Source organism: Kitasatospora sp. NPDC051170 (assembly GCF_044455705.1).
Taxonomy (GTDB): Bacteria; Actinomycetota; Actinomycetes; order Streptomycetales; family Streptomycetaceae; genus Kitasatospora.
The window spans coordinates 564,646-580,340 of sequence record NZ_JBITFA010000001.1 but is presented as its reverse complement, the minus strand read 5'-3'; the positions used below and the strand labels follow the sequence as shown (position 1 = coordinate 580,340).

General features: G+C 73.8%; 16 protein-coding genes. 10 read left to right on the top strand and 6 right to left on the bottom strand.

Annotation, left to right across the window (positions count from 1 at the left end; genetic code table 11):
- Positions 1 to 72: 72 nt before the first annotated feature.
- From ACIBCA_RS02690 to ACIBCA_RS02675, 4 genes are all read left to right on the top strand, one after another.
- Positions 73 to 1,350 carry an MFS transporter gene (locus ACIBCA_RS02690; RefSeq protein ID WP_396280961.1) on the top strand — a complete coding sequence of 426 codons (1,278 nt, stop codon included), beginning with the start codon at positions 73 to 75 and terminating at the stop codon, positions 1,348 to 1,350.
- A gap of 220 nt (positions 1,351 to 1,570) precedes the next feature.
- Entirely contained in the window at positions 1,571 to 2,065 is a 495-nt protein-coding gene (locus tag ACIBCA_RS02685; RefSeq protein ID WP_396280960.1) for an LGFP repeat-containing protein, read from the top strand.
- Between the two features lie 184 nt (positions 2,066 to 2,249).
- A complete protein-coding gene (locus ACIBCA_RS02680; protein WP_396280959.1) occupies positions 2,250 to 3,428 on the top strand; it encodes a serine hydrolase domain-containing protein in 1,179 nt (392 codons plus the stop codon).
- Positions 3,429 to 3,534: 106 nt separating this feature from the next.
- Positions 3,535 to 4,686, top strand: coding sequence for a serine hydrolase domain-containing protein (locus ACIBCA_RS02675; RefSeq protein ID WP_396280958.1), 1,152 nt, complete (start codon positions 3,535 to 3,537; stop codon positions 4,684 to 4,686).
- A 67-nt stretch (positions 4,687 to 4,753) separates the two neighbouring features.
- Here the strand turns inward: ACIBCA_RS02675 and ACIBCA_RS02670 are convergent, their stop codons facing one another.
- Both ACIBCA_RS02670 and ACIBCA_RS02665 read right to left on the bottom strand, forming a co-directional pair.
- Positions 4,754 to 5,572 carry a hypothetical protein gene (locus ACIBCA_RS02670; protein WP_396280957.1) on the bottom strand — a complete coding sequence of 273 codons (819 nt, stop codon included), beginning with the start codon at positions 5,570 to 5,572 and terminating at the stop codon, positions 4,754 to 4,756.
- A gap of 174 nt (positions 5,573 to 5,746) precedes the next feature.
- Positions 5,747 to 6,166, bottom strand: a complete 420-nt coding sequence (locus ACIBCA_RS02665; protein WP_396280956.1) for a MarR family winged helix-turn-helix transcriptional regulator — start codon at positions 6,164 to 6,166, stop codon at positions 5,747 to 5,749.
- A 56-nt stretch (positions 6,167 to 6,222) separates the two neighbouring features.
- On the opposite strand from ACIBCA_RS02665, the gene ACIBCA_RS02660 reads away from it, so the two are divergent.
- Complete coding sequence (locus tag ACIBCA_RS02660) at positions 6,223 to 6,747, top strand: DUF6790 family protein (RefSeq protein ID WP_396280955.1); 525 nt, start codon at positions 6,223 to 6,225, stop codon at positions 6,745 to 6,747.
- Between the two features lie 18 nt (positions 6,748 to 6,765).
- On the opposite strand, the gene ACIBCA_RS02655 is transcribed toward ACIBCA_RS02660, so the two are convergent.
- Positions 6,766 to 7,155, bottom strand: a complete 390-nt coding sequence (locus tag ACIBCA_RS02655; RefSeq protein WP_396280954.1) for a winged helix-turn-helix transcriptional regulator — start codon at positions 7,153 to 7,155, stop codon at positions 6,766 to 6,768.
- A gap of 100 nt (positions 7,156 to 7,255) precedes the next feature.
- Between ACIBCA_RS02655 and ACIBCA_RS02650 the strand changes: the two genes are divergently transcribed.
- Positions 7,256 to 8,104, top strand: coding sequence for an SDR family oxidoreductase (locus ACIBCA_RS02650; protein ID WP_396280953.1), 849 nt, complete (start codon positions 7,256 to 7,258; stop codon positions 8,102 to 8,104).
- A 118-nt stretch (positions 8,105 to 8,222) separates the two neighbouring features.
- Here ACIBCA_RS02650 and ACIBCA_RS02645 read toward each other — a convergent pair whose 3' ends face one another.
- Complete coding sequence (locus ACIBCA_RS02645) at positions 8,223 to 8,804, bottom strand: TetR/AcrR family transcriptional regulator (RefSeq protein ID WP_396280952.1); 582 nt, start codon at positions 8,802 to 8,804, stop codon at positions 8,223 to 8,225.
- Between the two features lie 103 nt (positions 8,805 to 8,907).
- Here ACIBCA_RS02645 and ACIBCA_RS02640 point away from each other — a divergent pair, with 103 nt between their 5' ends.
- A complete protein-coding gene (locus ACIBCA_RS02640) occupies positions 8,908 to 9,216 on the top strand; it encodes a hypothetical protein (protein WP_396280951.1) in 309 nt (102 codons plus the stop codon).
- A gap of 151 nt (positions 9,217 to 9,367) precedes the next feature.
- Here the strand turns inward: ACIBCA_RS02640 and ACIBCA_RS02635 are convergent, their stop codons facing one another.
- Entirely contained in the window at positions 9,368 to 12,535 is a 3,168-nt protein-coding gene (locus ACIBCA_RS02635; RefSeq protein ID WP_396280950.1) for a bifunctional cytochrome P450/NADPH--P450 reductase, read from the bottom strand.
- A gap of 172 nt (positions 12,536 to 12,707) precedes the next feature.
- Here ACIBCA_RS02635 and ACIBCA_RS02630 point away from each other — a divergent pair, with 172 nt between their 5' ends.
- The 3 genes from ACIBCA_RS02630 (at position 12,708) to ACIBCA_RS02620 (ending at position 15,025) form a co-directional block, all read left to right on the top strand.
- Positions 12,708 to 13,385, top strand: coding sequence for a LuxR C-terminal-related transcriptional regulator (locus ACIBCA_RS02630; protein ID WP_396280949.1), 678 nt, complete (start codon positions 12,708 to 12,710; stop codon positions 13,383 to 13,385).
- Between the two features lie 109 nt (positions 13,386 to 13,494).
- Complete coding sequence (locus tag ACIBCA_RS02625; RefSeq protein ID WP_396280948.1) at positions 13,495 to 13,914, top strand: ester cyclase; 420 nt, start codon at positions 13,495 to 13,497, stop codon at positions 13,912 to 13,914.
- A 10-nt stretch (positions 13,915 to 13,924) separates the two neighbouring features.
- Positions 13,925 to 15,025 carry a LuxR C-terminal-related transcriptional regulator gene (locus ACIBCA_RS02620; protein WP_396280947.1) on the top strand — a complete coding sequence of 367 codons (1,101 nt, stop codon included), beginning with the start codon at positions 13,925 to 13,927 and terminating at the stop codon, positions 15,023 to 15,025.
- A 91-nt stretch (positions 15,026 to 15,116) separates the two neighbouring features.
- Here ACIBCA_RS02620 and ACIBCA_RS02615 read toward each other — a convergent pair whose 3' ends face one another.
- Positions 15,117 to 15,668: a YbaK/EbsC family protein gene (locus ACIBCA_RS02615; protein WP_396281234.1), complete on the bottom strand. Its 552-nt coding sequence runs from the start codon at positions 15,666 to 15,668 to the stop codon at positions 15,117 to 15,119.
- Positions 15,669 to 15,695: the final 27 nt, after the last annotated feature.

Sequence of the window (15,695 nt, the reverse complement as noted above, 5' to 3'; positions counted from 1 at the left end):
GGTACTGGCCAGTAGGCGTTCCTCCTGAGATGATCTTGAGCTTTGGTTCGGATCAACGCCCGGGAGTGCCCCATGAGTCGGACCAGCACGCTGCCCCCCGACGACCTTCAGGAAGGCGTCGCCCCTGACCGCCGGCCCTGGCTCGTACGCCGGGGGCTGCTCCCCGACTCCGGCCCCCGGCGCAGACTGGCCCTCGGAGGCTTCGTCAACCAGCTCGGCACCGCGGCCTTCCTGGCCACGGCGCCGCTGTACGCCCTGCGGGTGATCGGCCTGCCGATCGGTCAGGTCGGCCTCGCCCTGGGGGTCGCGGGCGTGGTCGGCCTGCTCGCCGGCCCGCCCGTCGGGCACCTCGCCGACCGCCGTGGCCCGCGCGGCGTCTTCCTGGTCACGCTGCTCGTCCAGACGGCGTCCATGCTGTCGCTGCTGTTCGCCCACTCCTTCGTGGCCTTCACGGTGTCCATGGCCGTGACCGACCTGGCCGGCGCCTCGGGAGGTGCGGCACGCGGCCCGATGATCCGCCGCTTCGGCGGCGACGAGGTGCCCGGGTTCCGCTCCTACCTGCGCTCGGTCGCCTTCCTGGCCGGCACCTTCGGCGCGCTGGCCGCCGGTGCGGTGATCCAGCTCGACTCCGCCTCCGCCTACCGCGCGCTCATCGTCGCCAACGCCCTCACCTTCCTCGGCTGCGCCGCCGTCATGCTCCGGGTGCCGAGCCTGGAGCCGCTGCCCTCGCCGACGGAGGCGGACCGGTGGCTCGCGCTGAAGGACAGGCCGTACATGGCGTTCGTCGTGCTGGACGGCATCCTGTGGATCCAGGGCGAGGTGGTGACCTACGCCCTGCCGCTGTGGGTGGTCCTGCACACCCACGCACCGCGCTGGTTCACCGGTGCCGCACTCGCCGTCAACACCGTGATGGTGGTCCTCCTGCAGATCCGCACCAGCCGCGGCATCAAGGGCGGCCGGGTCGCCGGCCGGGCCACCCGGCGCGCCGGGCTGGCGTTCCTGCTCGGCATGGCGGTCATCGCGACGGCCGCCGGCCTGCCCGGCCCCGCGGCCGCGGCGGTGATGACGGCCGGCGTCGCCCTCCACACCGTGGGTTCGCTGTGGCACGCGGCCGGGTCGATGGAACTGCGGTTCCGGCTGGCCCCCGCGCACGCGCAGGGACAGTACTCCGGCGTCTTCGGCCTCGGCATGGGCCTCTGCTACACCGTCGCCCCCGGTCTGCTCGGCCTGCTCTGCCTGAGCTGGGGCGCCCCCGGCTGGCTGGTCATGGGCGGCGTCTTCGTCGGGGCCGGCCTGGCCGTGCCGTTCGTCGTCCGGTGGGCCGGACGGTCCCGCGAACTCGAGGCCTGAGCGGGTGCGCCCTGCGCGAAGCCGCTGGTAGGGGGTGGTGCCGCGGTTGCCGAAGCCGGTGGGGTGTGCTGCGATGGAAAGGGCTTGCAGGGCTCTGCGAACACGGCGCGGACAGGGGGATCGACGGCTCCCGCGCCCGGCGGCGACGGGGGCGGTTCACCCCATCGGCGCAACGACGCGAGGCCGATGACGCGAGCCTGAGCAGGATCAGAGGTGGACGATGTCTCCCATCGACGACAAGTGGCAGTTGATCCAGTGGATCGGCGCTCCGGTGGACGCCGGAGGCGGCAGCAACGAGATGCCCAACCCAGACGGACGGGGCCGCTCCCGCGACTTCCAGAACGGCACCATCGAGTGGTCGCCCGAGACCGGCGCGTGCGAGGTGCACGGGGCGATCCGGGTGCACTACGCGCAACTGGGCGGACCCGAGGGCTTCCTCGGCTACCCGAAGACGGACGAGACCGGCACGCCGGACGGTGTCGGCCGCTTCAACCACTTCGAGAACGGGTCGATCTACTGGACCCCGAACACCGACGCGCACGAGGTGCACGGCGCGATCCGTGACTACTGGTCACAACACGGCTGGGAGACCGGCCCGCTCGGCTACCCGGTCTCGGACGAGCAGGGGCCGTCCGACCACCGGTTCAGCAGGTTCCAGAACGGCACCCTCGAATGGACGCCGGCGGGCGGTGTGCGGGTGGCGAACGACTTCTGAGCCCGCGGCGCGGCCGGGCCCCGGCTCCCACCACCGACCGGGACCACGGTCCCGGCGCCCGCCGCCCGCAGCGCCTGGCTCCCCGTCAGGTCTCGTCCCGGACGAGGACGAACCGACCTGGTCGCGGATGGTCTGCTGGAGTCAGCCGGAAGTCACCGGCGCCACCCAGCAGAGGAGTTGACCCGTGCGGGAGCACGCATCACCCAGCCGTACCCCCAGCCGTACCCCCAGCCGTCGCCCGTCCGCCCGTCGTCACCTGACGGCCGTCGTCACCACCCTGGCCGCTGCCGGTCTCGCGGCCGGCGTCATCGCACCGAGCACCGCCTTCGCGGCGCCCCGGCCCGACCGCGTCCAGTCGAGCCTCGACGCCCTGGTGGCCAAGGACGGCGTGCCCGCCGCCCTGGCCACCGTCACGACCCGTGACGGCCGCACCCGTACCTACACCGCCGGTGTCGGCGACCTCGCCACCGGTACCCGCGTCCCCAAGGACGGCCAGATACGGGCCGGGAGCAACACCAAGCCCTTCACCGCCGTGGTCGTCCTCCAGCTCGTCGCGGAGGGGAAGGTCGGCCTCGACAGCCCCGTCGAGACGTACCTGCCCGGTCTCGTACGCGGCGACGGCATCGACGGGCGCACCATCACCGTCCGCCAGCTCCTCCAGCACACCAGCGGCCTGCCCGACTACGTGGACCAGGCGGCGTACCTCAGCGACCCGAAGCGGTACTACGAGCCGCGCGAACTCCTCGACGGGGCCCTCGCCAAGAAGGCCCTCTTCGCACCGGGCACCAGCTGGACGTACAGCAACACCAACTACCTGCTGGCCGGGCTGATCGTCCAGAAGGTCACCGGTCGGCCGCTCGCCGAGGAGACCACCAGGCGCGTCATCGACCGCGTCGGCCTGCGGCACACGTACTTCCCCGCCCCCGGCGACACCACCATCCACGAAGCCCACCCCCACGGCTACGCCCCCGACGCGGGCGGCACGGTTCGCGAGTACACCGAACTGGACCCCTCCTGGGGCTGGGCGGCCGGGGCGATCGTCTCCACCAACACCGACCTGAACACCTTCTTCACCGCCCTCCTCGACGGCCGCCTCCTGCCCGCGGCCCAGCTCGCCCAGATGCGCACCACCGTCCCCGTCGACGCCCTCGGCCCCGGAGTCGGCTACGGCCTGGGGCTGTTCAAGACGCCTCTGTCCTGCGGCGGCGTGGCCTGGGGCCACGGCGGGACCATCCCCGGCTACGCCACCCTCGGGGGCGTCACGGAGGACGGCCGCGCCGTCAACATCGCGGTGACGACGATCCCGGGGGACCAGGCCAGGCAGCACCAGGAAGCCGCGGTGGACGCCGCGCTGTGCAGCTGAACCGATCCCTACCGGCCTGATCGGCCGGGCCTTCCCGGGCATCCCGTCGCCGTCGCCGTCGTCGGGGTGCCCGCCCATCTTCCCCCTCCGACCGAGGAGTTGACACGTGCACGAGCATCGCCCCGCCACCCGTCGTCGCAGGACGGCCGTCGTCACCGCCGTGGTGGCCGCCGGTCTCGCAGCCGTAGCCTTCGCACCCGGCACCGCCCTCGCGGCCCCCCGGACCGACCACGTCCAGGCCGGCCTCGACGCCCTCGTCAAGGACGACGGCCTGCCCGCCGCCCTCGCCAGCGTCAGGACCGGCGACGGCCGTACCCGTAGCTACACCGCCGGTGTCGGCGACCTCGCCACCGGCGCCCGCGTCCCCAAGGACGGTCAGATACGGGCCGGGAGCAACACCAAGACCTTCACCGCCGTCGTCGTCCTCCAGCTCGTGGCGGAGGGGAAGATCGGCCTCGACAGCCCGGTCGACACCTACCTGCCCGGTCTCGTACGCGGCGACGGCATCGACGGGCGCACCATCACCGTCCGCCAGCTCCTCCAGCACACCAGCGGCCTGCCGGACTACATGGACGCCCCCGTCCTCGCGGACTACACCGCCGTGCAGTACCGCTACTTCGAGCCGCGCGAACTCCTCGACGGTGCCCTCGCCCAGAAGGCCCTCTTCGCACCGGGGACGGGCTGGATGTACAGCAACACCAACTTCCTGCTGGCCGGGCTGATCGTCCAGAAGGTCACCGGCCGACCCGTCGGCGAGGAGATCACCAAGCGCGTCATCGACCGCGTCGGCCTGCGCCACACGTACTTCCCCGCCCCCGGCGACACCACCATCCACGAAGCCCACCCCCACGGCTACTACCAGCGCACACCGGACACGCCCCGGGTCGACTTCACCGACATGGACGCCTCGATGGCCTGGGCGACAGGCGCGATCGTCTCCACCAACACCGACCTCAACACCTTCTTCACCGCCGTCCTCGACGGCCGCCTCCTGCCGGCGGCCCAGCTCGCCGAGATGCGCACCACCGTCCCCGCCGAACTCCTGGGCCCGGGCGTCCGCTACGGCCTCGGCATCCAGAGCCGCCCGCTGTCCTGCGGCGGCCTGGCCTGGGGCCACGGCGGCACCGCCCCCGGCTACCGCACCCGCGGCGCCGTCACCGAGGACGGCCGCGCCGCCTCGATCGCCGTCACCACCGTCCCGGACGCCAAGGGCGCGCAGCACATGTCGGACGCGCTGGACGCGGCCCTCTGCCGCTGACGCGGCTGCCCGGACGCTCGCCGACCCACCTGATCGGCAGGGCGCCGCCGGGCCGACGCCCCGTCGGTCAGTACCGGATCGGCGGCCGGCCGCTCGCACCGGTGGCGCGCAGTTGGTACGGCTGCCGGCGCCGGTGCCAGAGGGCGCTCGTCCCACAGGCGCCGAGGACCTCGCCGAGGGCGTGCAGCATCGCGTTCCGGACGGCCGTGCGCGACTTCACCGCCGACGCGGCGGCCGGGGTGTCGCTGTCCGCGAGGGCGGACAGCCGGCGGGACGGGTTCCAGCCGATGCTGGCGACGGTGGTCCCGCCGTCCGCGAGATCGGCGGGCGAGCACGGGTTGAGCGTGATGCCGGGTTCCCCGGGGAGGGCGGCGACCGGCAGGGCGGCGAGTGCGGCGCTGCGGTGGAGGGCGGTGACGAGGTCGCGGCCGAACCCGTGCCCGGCCGGTGCCCGTCCGGCCGAACTGCGGGGGAGCGCCGCCGAGTCGGCCGCCGGGGCGGGGCCACTGGTGCCGTGCACCCGGGTCTCCCCGCCCGGCTTGCCGCGCTCCACGGTGATGCCCAGCGCCGGTAGGAACTCGCCCAGCGCGTTGACCATGCTGGCGGACACGACCTGCCGGGCCCGGAAAGCCGGCTGCTGCGGCTGCTCCATGGCGGCCGCGGAGGCCAGCCGCGCGGACGGCTCCCAGTGCAGGGCGATCAGCCCGGCACACCGGTCCCGGTCGTCCAGGGGCTCCGCCGGCCGCAGCCGAACCCCGGGGCCGTGCCCGCCGAAGGCGACGGGCAGCCCCGCCAGCAGAACCGCCTCGATGACGCGATCGGCGAGCAGCGGATCGAATCGCAGCCCTGCGGCGGAGGGCCTGGCCGATGGGATGGCCGCATCCACGTACGTCCTCCTCCATGCCCGAGTAGCCCCCCGCTCCGTCCGCGAGAGGCTACCGCCGCCGGTCCCGATCCGTCGGCGAATCCTGGAACTGCCCGGTTCTGTGCAGCATCCGAGGCGTGGAATCCAGTGGCTCACAGCCTCGCGCGCCCCGGGCGGGACGGCCGTGCGGCGGGCTCAGTCGGACGCCAGGATCTCGGCGAGCCGGGCGGTGTCCGCGAGGTAGCGCTCGTAGGGGAAGCCGGCCGCGAGCAGGCCCTCGCGCAGTTCGTCGTAGAGGGGCCGCCCGGTGTCGTGGAAGGCCGCCCGGCCGGTGTCCGTGAGCATGACCAGGCGGCGGCGGGCGTGGTCGGGGTCGGTCTCGATCCGCACCAGGCCGTCGGCTTCGAGCGGTCGCAGTGCCCGGCTGACGGCCGGGTCGGAGACCGACAGGGCCTGGGCCAGCCGGTGCTGTGTCGTCGGCTGGATCTCCTCCAGCGTTCCCAGCAGGCGCAGTTGACTGTACGTCAGCCCGTCGTGCCCTTCGGCGCGCTTGCGTGTGGCCTCGCCGAGCAGCATGACCACCCGGTGCAGCAGATCCGCGAGTCCGTCGTCCATGATCCCAGCATACTTAAGTGTTGACGCGTTAATGTTAACCATGCAAGATTGAAGTCATGGACAGCCTCGAATACCTCGCGAAGTCCGCCTTCCCCCTGACCTGGATCCTGGTACCCGCCCTCGGCGCGGCGCTGCGCGCCCGCCGGGCCCGCACGCGGCGGGAAGCGCTGGAGACGTGGCAGCGCTGGTGGGCCGTCGGCGCCCTCGGCTGCGGCAGCCTGTGGATGACCATCGCGTTCCTCGCCACTCCCGACGGGATGGCCGAGGCGATCGGCTTCGGCCGTACGCCCTTCGAGTTCGAGATCGCCTTCGCCAACCTGGGCCTGGCGGTCATGGGCTTCCGCGCCGCCCGTGCCGGCGCCCGCGAACGCGTCACGATCGGGCTCGGCGCCGGGATGTTCCTCTGGGGAGCCCTGGTCGGCCACGTCTACCAGTGGTTCGCCAACGGCGACCACGCCCCCGGCAACACCGGCGGCGTCCTCGTCTACGACCTCGTCATCCCCGCGGTCATGATCGCCCTGGCCCGCCGCTCGCGCCGGTATGCCCCCTCGCCGCAGCCCGTCCCGGGCCCGACCGCCTGACGCCCCGGAGCCCGGGCGCTACCGGCCTTCCGCCGTCCCCGACGCCCCGGCCGGGACCAGCCGCCGGTTGATCCGGTCGAACAGGTCCAGCAGCGGTTCGCGGATCTCCAGGCCGAACTCGGTGAGCCCGTAGGTGACCTGGGGCGGCGCCGTCGGCTCGACCGTGCGCCAGACCAGGCCGTCCTGGACCAGCGCGCGCAGCGTCTGGGCGAGCATCTTCTCGCTGACGCCCCGGATGCTGTCGCGCAGCTCGTGGAACCGAAGGCCGTCGGGCCGCAGGGCGATCAGCACCCAGACGCCCCACCGGCTGGTCACATGGCCGACCATGTCCCGCGCCGCGCAGTCGGTGTGAAACACCTCATACCGCTCGGTGGTCGGACCCGGCTCCGGCTGCAGACTTTCCGTCACGTTCGGAGCTTACCTCCGGGTACGTCCCTGTCGGCCGCGAGCCCTCCCGGCCTAGCGTCGGCACCGCACGACGACCCAACACCCGAGCAGGGAGCAGAACATGATCGTGGTGACCGGAGCCACCGGGAACATCGGCCGGCCGCTGACGCGGGCACTGGCCGCGGCGGGGGAGCGGGTGACGGCGGTGTCGCGCCGCCCGGCGCCCGTCCCGCACGGTGTCCGCCACCTGGTGGCCGACCTCGCGGGGCCCGCCGGCCCCGACGCCCTGGAGCCCGCGCTCGACGGGGCGAAAGCACTGTTCCTGATGCTCGCCGGCGACCTCCACGGCCCCGCCACCGCCCCGGCCGACCTCGTCCGCCGGGCCGTGGCGTCCGGCGTCCGGCGGATGGTCCTGCTCTCCACCCAGGGCGTGTCCACCCGGCCGTTCGGCCCGACCAGGGTGGCGATGAAAGCCCTGGAGGACGTGGTCCGCGAGTCCGCCCCCGAGTGGGCGGTGCTGCGCCCGGGCGGCTTCGCCTCCAACACCCTCTGGTGGGCCGACTCCATCCGGACACGGCAGACCGTCGTGGCCCCCTACGGCGACGTCGGCACCCCGGTCATCGACCCCGCGGACATCGCCGACGTCGCGGCGGCCTGCCTGCTACGGGACCGCTGCTCCGGCGGTGTGTACGACCTGACCGGCCCGGAGGTCATCACCCCGCGCGGCCAGGCCCGGGCCCTGGCCACCGCCCTGGGCGTACCCCTCACCTTCCACGAACTCACCCGCGAGGAGGCCAGGGAGGCCATGGCCCGCACCATGCCGGTGGTACTCGCCGACGACACCCTCGACATCCTCGGCGCCCCCACGGAGGCCGAACTGACGGTCAGCCCGGACGTCGAGCGGGTACTCGGCCGCCCGGCCCGCACCTTCGCCGACTGGGCCGGCCGCAACGCCTCCGCCTTCCGCTGACCTGCGGGAAGCAGCCCGGGCGCCCCGGTGGGTCTCGACGGCGACGGTGACGGCGACGGCGATCCGGACGGCCGCGCCCGACCGCGCTTCCGCGCTCGAGTCGAACGCGGGTGGCCGGTCATGAGCGGAGTCCGCCGGCCGGGAGGGCGGAGAGCAGGGCCGCGGCGGCCCTGTCGAAGGGCTCGACGCTGCTCGCGGCGCGACAGAGGATGTGGGCGCCTTCGAGCGTGGTGATCATGAGGGTCGCCAGGTCGGCGGCCCGGGACGGGTCCATTCCCGCGTCGGTGAGCTTTCCGGCCAGTTCGCCCTCCCAGCCGGTGAACGCTTCGGCCGCGACGGCGCGCAGGCCGACCTGGTCGGTGATGGCCGCACCGCCGTCGACGGTGACCGCCGCGATCGCGCAGCCGCCGCCTCCGGCGGACGCCTCCACGACGGGGCGGACGTTTCCGAGGAACGCCTCGACGACCTCGCGCGGGCTCTGCGCCGGCAGTGCGTGCAGGTGGCCGCGGACGTCCTCCCCGTGGCGGCGGGCGGCTTCGAGCGCGAGCTGCTGCTTGCCGTCCGGGAAGTGATGGTAGATCGCCCCGCGCGCGGCGCCGCTCTCGGCCAGGACGTCGCTGAAGGTCATCGCGGCCAGGCCGTGGCGCTGCAGCAGTCCGATCGCTGCGCGGATCATGCGGTTCTTCGTGTCTGCGGCCATCGCAACCCCCTTGACTAGTACAGCCATCCTAGTCCATGCTCACACCACTAGGACGCACGTACTAGTAGCGCGGGCCGGACAGGCCCGGAACCGGAGGTTCGTGATGGGCAAGACGTTTCTCTACACCGAGATCCAGGCGGCGGTACCGTTCGACCAGTTCGACTGGCAGCAGATCAACGCGGCGCTGAAGACCGCACCGGGACTGATCCGCAAGACCTGGCTGTCCGGGATCGGCACCCACACCATCGGCGGCTTCTACGAGTTCGACAGCGCCGAGAACGCCCTGGCCTTCGCCCAGGGCCCCTTCGCCGAGGAAGCCCGCCGGGCAGGTTCCCCGGCCACGACCCGGCTCTTCGACGGCGAGGTCGTCAAGGAGGCCAGCATCGACCTGAACTCGCCCTACTACGCCTGACGGTCGCCTCGGCCCCGGACGCCGCCTCGCCCCATGACCCGGGGCGAGGCGGCCCGACGGAAAGTCCTCGCGATGACCACCACGCGGTAGTGCCCAGCCGGCGCCCGTCGGTACCGGATCGGCGGCCGCCCCGCGGCGACCTCCCCGTGCCTCAGCGGGCGGCGTACACGTCCTGGACGTACCGGCCGGCGTCGATCAAGGACTGGAGCCAGGCCTCGGCGTCCTCCTCCCGCGCGCCGGGTGTGTGGCCCAGGTGGAGGGCGCGGAAGGCGGCCCGTACGCCGGGGGCCATGCGGGCGCCGTCACCGCAGACGTAGACCCGGGCCCCGGCATCGAGCAGGGACCAGACCTCCTCGCCCTCCGCCGCGATGCGGTCCTGGACGAAGCGTGCGCCCGCCACCGGCCGCTCGCTGAAGGCCGGGCGCAGCGAGACCGCGCCGTCCTGCTCGGCGGCCTCCAGTTCCGCGCGGTGGAGGTAGTCGGCCTCGGGGGCGTCGCAGCCGAAGTAGAGCAGGGCCGGGGCCAGGCCGGAGGCGGCGGGGAGGGCGTGGCGGTCGGCCACCGCGCCGCGGAAGGGGGCCAGGCCCGTGCCCGCCGCGATCATGATGACGGGGGCGGCCCGGTGGTCGATCCGGAAGGCGTCCCGGCAGGGCTGCACCCGTGCGAGCACGGTGTCCCCGACGGCCGCCCGGGCCAGGTGGCCGGAGCCGGTGCCGCGGTAGGTGCCCCGCCCGGAGCGGGCCGGGGCGTCGAGCACCGACACCATCAGGTCCGCGTGGGCGGGGCTGGATCCGGGCGCGGAGGAGATGGAGTAGTGCCGGGTCCGGATCGGCGGCAGCAGGTCCAGCAGCGCCGGCCAGGTCAGGACCTCCCGGAGCGCGGGGTGGTCCTCGACCAGGTCCAGCAGGGTGCGCGGGTCGTCCTCGGCCAGGGCCCGCAGCGAGGCCTGCTCGGGCGGGCACGGGTTGAGCGCGGCCAGCGCCGCGCGCTGCTCGGCGCTGGGGCGGTCCTGCAACTCCACGTGCCGGGTGAGGAGTTCGCGCACCGTCAGCGGCCGGTCCACGGCCAGGCCGCCGCGCCGGTGGGCGACGATGCTGAGCACCGTGTCCAGGTCCGCGCCGAACAGCTTCGCCGCCCGCTCGACGAGCGCCGGGTCGTTGGCGGGCAGCACGGTGAGGTGGTCGGCGGTGCGGTAGGTGACACCCTCGGGCAGGGCCAGCCGGACGAGCCGCTTGACGCGCGGGTACTCCGGGGCGGTGAGGCTCTCGACGGCCGTGACGGTGAAGGCCGCCAGGTCGTGCCGCGCGGCCAGCGCGTCCAGCGGGCCGCCGGTCACCTCCGTCACCGTGTACGAAGCCTCGGGCGCGGCGGCGGTCGGCGCGCCCGCGTCGCCGTAGCGCTCCAGCAGCAGGGTGCGCAGCGCCGTCGTGAACGCCCGGACTCCGCCCGCGAGGTCGCCCGAGGCGTCGGCCTCGCCGGGGGCGAGCAGCCGGGTGGCGCCGAGGGCGGCGAGCCGCTCGTCGATGAGGGTCGGGATGTGCTGATACGTGGCGGCGTAGGTGCGGTCGCCGATGCCGAGCACCGCGTACTCCACGCCCCGGGCCAGGCCGCCGTCCTCCGCCTCCCGCAGGCGCCGCACGAAGAGCGCCGCGTCGTCGGTCGGCTGGCCGTTGTAGGAGGCGGCGGTGATCACCACCGGGCGGTCGAGCGGCAGCCCGTCCGCGTACGCGTCGAGCGGGGCGACGGCGGTCTCGCAGCCCAGGTCGGCCGCCGTCTCGGCGAGCTGCCGGGCGAAGTCGCGCGAGGCGCCGTAGTTGGAGCCGTGCAGGAACAGCACCCCGGTGCCCTGTCGCACCCGCCCGGGCAGGTCGGCGGCGGCCTGCGGGCCAGGGGCGGTCGTGGCGGGGGCGGGGGAGGAGGGGGTGCGCGGGGCGAGGGTGAGGGTGAACCCGTCCGGCTTGATGGTGAGCGTCTGCTTCAGCTCCAGCCGGTAGTCGGCGTGGTCGATCAGCCGGTAGCGGTGGACCAGCATGCCGAGCAGCATGGTCGCCTCGTGCAGGGCGAACTGCCTTCCGATGCAGGCGCGTTCGCCGGTGCCGAAGGGCTTGAACGCGTGCGGGGAGCGGGCCGCCTCCAGCTCGGGGTCGAACCGGGACGGGTCGAACAGCTCGGGGTTGTCGCCCCAGACCGGGTCCCGGTGCAGCATCGGGGTGACGACCATGACGGTCTGCCCGGGGCGCACCGGGATCCGGCCGCCGAGCAGGGTCTCCGTACGGGCCTCGCGGCTGAACGCGGGCGCCGTCGGCCACAGCCGCAGCGCCTCGTTGAGCACCTGGCGGGTGTGGCGCAGCAGGCCGACGTCCTCGAAGGACGGCTCGGGGTCGGCCCGGTCGCCCCAGAGGGCGTCCACCTCGCGCTGCACCTCGCGCAGGACGGCCGGGTTCTTGGTGAGGTGGTGGAGGGCGAAGGAGAGCGCGCCGGAGGTGGTCTCGTGCCCCGCGATCAGGAAGGTGATCACCTGGTTGCGGATGTTCTCGGCGTCCAGCCCGCCGCCGTCACCGGGGTGGACGGCGCTGAGCATCAGGCCGAGCAGATCCTCGGCGGGGCCCTGCTGCGGGCCCGCCGCCCGGGAGGCGGCGCGGGAGGCGATCACCTCGTCCACAACACGGGCCAGATAGTCGGCGTCCGCCCGGAACGCCGCGTCCCGCACGCTGTGGTCGAGCTCCGGCGAGCGGGAGAGCTTCGTCATCGCCCACTCCAGGCAGTTGACCATCGCCTCGACGAACGGGTGCGGCTCGTCCCGCTCGAAGGACCCGAAGTCGAAGCCGAAACCGGCCAAACCGATCGTGTCCAGCGTCATCCGCGTCATGTCGCCGGGCACGTCCACCGGCGTCCCCGCGTCACGGGCGCGGTCCCACGCCTCGATCAGGCGACGGGCGACGCGCAGCATCACCGGGTGGTAGGTGCGCATCGAGCCGAGGGCGAACGCGGGCATCAGGATGTCGTGCGCCCGGGCCCAGTTGGGCTCCTCGTTGTACGCGGTGAACAGGCCGTCGCCGGTGAACTGCCGGACGTTCTGCAGACCGGGCCCGATCGTCTTGGCGAACCGCGCCTCGTCGGCCAGCTCCTCGACGAGCTCCAGGCTGCTGACCATCAGGATGTCCCGGCCGTGCAGCCGCTGCACGAAGGCCGGGCCGTGCTCCCGGACCAGGTCCAGGGTCCGCAGCAGCGGGACGGAGGCCGGCGGCAGCTCCGAGATGTCCACGACGGGAACGCTGGCGGAGGCGGAGGCGGGCACGGGGTCCAGGATCTCGGTCATAGGTGGGGTCGCCTTCCGTGACAGGTGCGGGTTGAACGGTTCGACAGCTCTCATAACCACTCTGCGCCCACCGGGCCCGCCGCCCAGCCCCCCTGACTACACGATGATGTAGTACGGAGAGCGACGAGAGGCTTGCCAACGAGCCGTCAGATGTGCCTGGAGGGGAACCGGCATGCAACTGATCGACTGCGGTACCGGCGCGGAGAGCTGGTACGACCGCGCCGTCGTCTGGCGCAACCGCACGCTGCGCCTGCTCGACCACGTCCCGGTGCCGATCGCGGTCTGCGAGTACGGCGGCCGCATCATCCTCGCCAACCGCGCGATGGCCGCCGAATTCGGCCTGATGACCGGCCAGTTGCTCCACCGGAAGATCCTCGACCTGTTCACCCTCCAGGACAGCGCCACCCTGCCCGCACTCGCCGAAGCCGTCCGCCTGCACCGCCGCTCCCAGTACGACGCCCGCGTCTCCTGGACGGCCGCCGGCGACATCGAGCGCCACGGCGAGATGAACGTCGCCCTCGTCAGCGACACCCCCGAGGAACAGCCCAACCTCCTCCTCTCCCTCCGCACCCACCCCGACCCCCGGACCCCACCACCCGCACCCCCGCCCGCCCCACGCGCCGAGGTCAGCCCCACCGAGGCCCGCATCCTCGCCGCCGCCGCCCGCGGCGCCACCACCGCCCGCATCGCCAAGGAGATCGGCCTCACCACCGACGGCGTCAACTACCACCTCACCCGCCTCACCCGCCGCTGGCACGTCCCCAACCGCACCGCCCTGGTCGCCCGCGCCTACGCCTACGGCGTCCTCGCGGCCGACACCTGGCCCCCGGAGCCCGCCCACCGCACGTGACGGGGCGCTGTCGAGCGGGGAACGGGCGAGCGGGGAACGGGGAGTCCGCGTCGCAGAACCCCAGAGTTCTGGGGTACCGCACGGACCGGGAGAGTCGAAGACTGCCGGTATGGACACCATCGAACAGAACAAGAGCACGGTCACCGCGTTCATCGACGCGCTCTTCGGCAAGGGTGACCTGGGGGCCGTCGACGAGTACCTCGCCGAGGACTTCGTCAACCACGACCCGCCGTTCGGCGGCAGCGCCGATCGCGAGGGGATGCGCCGGGCCGGAGCGCTGTTCCGGGCCGCCTGCCCCGACTGGCACAGCGATCAGGACCTGGTCGTCGGGGAGGGCGACCTGGTGGTCGAGCACTTCACCGCGAGCGGCACGCACCGCGGCGAGCTGCTCGGCGTGGCCCCCAGCGGCCGACCGCTGACGCTGCCGGGAATCAACATCTTCCGGCTCCGCGACGGGCGGATCGTCGAGCGGTGGGGCCGCCTCGACGAGCTCGGGCTGCTCCGGCAGCTCGGCCTGGCTCAGGAGTAACGTCGGTCCCATGGCGGTATCGCCGGTGGAACGCCGCACGGCCGGACTCGTCGCCCGCTGCTACGCCGGGTCGGACCCGGCCCGGCTGCGGGCGGACGTGCTGCCGCGCCTGCGGCGGCTGGTCCCCGCCGACGCCGTGTTCTTCGCCACCGTCGACCCCGCCTCCCTGCTGTTCACCTCCGCCGCGACGGAGGACCCGCTGGCCGGTGAGACCGCCCGCTTCCTGGAGAACGAGTACGGCCGGGCCGACGTCAACAAGTTCGCCGACCTGGCGCGCTCCGCCGATCCGGTGGCCACTCTCGACCGGGCGACCAGGGGCGATCGCGCGGCCAGTCCCCGCTACCGGGAGATCATGGCGCCGCTCGGACTCGGCGACGAGCTCCGGGTGGCGCTGCGCCTCGGCGGCTGCTGCTGGGGCGTCCTGTGCCTGCACCGGGAACATGCGGACGCCGGGTTCGCCGACGAGGACCTCGCCGTGCTGCGGGCCGTCGCCCCGCACCTGGCCGAGGGGATCCGGCGCTCGGTCGCCCTCGGCCTGGCCGGTTCCATCTCGGCCCCGCCGCGCGCCGCCGCCCCCGGTGTCCTGGTGCTGGACGCCGGACCGGTCCTCCTGTCCGCCAGCGAGGAGGCCCGCGACTGGCTCGCCCGGCTGGACCCGGCCGACTTCCCGGCCGGAGAGCGGCTGCCGATCGCCGTCAGTGCGGTGGCCGCACGGCTGGCCCGACTGGAGCGGCTGGAGCGGGAGCCGGTCGACCGGGTGCCGCCGCCCTCGGTCCGGGTGTGCGACCGCTTCGGCGAATGGTGGAGCGTGCACGCCACCCGGCTCACCGGAACGCCCGGGGCCCAGACCGCGGTGATCGTCGAACCCGCGCCGCCGCAGCAGCGCTCCACGCTCCTGCTCAGCGCGTACGGGCTGAGCCTGGCGCAGAACAGGGTCGCCACCCTGGTCCTGCGCGGCTGCTCGACCCGCGAGATCTCGGCCGAGCTGTGCATCTCGGCCAACACCGTGCAGGAGCACCTCACGGCCGTCTTCGACCGCCTCGGCGTCCGCAGCCGCCGGGAGCTGGTCGCGCTCGCCCTGGCGGGCGCCAGGGGCAAACGACCGGCCTGACCCCGGACCCGGCCGCCGGGCCTGGCCCGGCGACCACCGGGTTGCGACCTGGGCCGGGACCGTACGGCCGGACGCGCGCCGGGGCCGCCGCTCAGCCGGCCAGGCCGGGCAGGACCTCGACGCCGGGCAGCCGGGCGAAGGCCCAGCCCGGCAGGATCAGCTTGCCCCGACGGCGTCCGCTGCCGACCAGGACGTACGGGGCGGCGGTCACCGCCTCGTCGACCAGCAGCGGCCACACGGCCGGCAGGCCGACCGGCGTGATGCCGCCGTACTCCATGCCGGACTCGCCCACCGCGACGTCCGTCGGCGCGAAGGACGCCCGGCGCGCGCCGAGGTGCTTGCGGACGGTGGTGTTCACGTCCACGCGGGTGTGCGCCAGGGCGAGGCACGCGGCGAGGGTGCTCTCGCCACCGCGCTTGGCGGCGACCACGACGCAGTTCGCGGAGAGCTCCGGCGGGACGGCGTAGACCTCGCAGAAGACGGCCGTGTCCGCCTTCTCGGGATCGGTGTCCACGAAGAGCACGGACGCGGCCGCCTCACGGGAGGACCAGTTCTCCAGGGCCCCGACGACGGGCTCCGGGAGGAGTTCCGGGACGTCCATGGCACGGTAGGTCGCGGTGAAGTCGCCGAACGGGGGCTGCATCTGCTCGCTCACAGCCGTGACTCTACC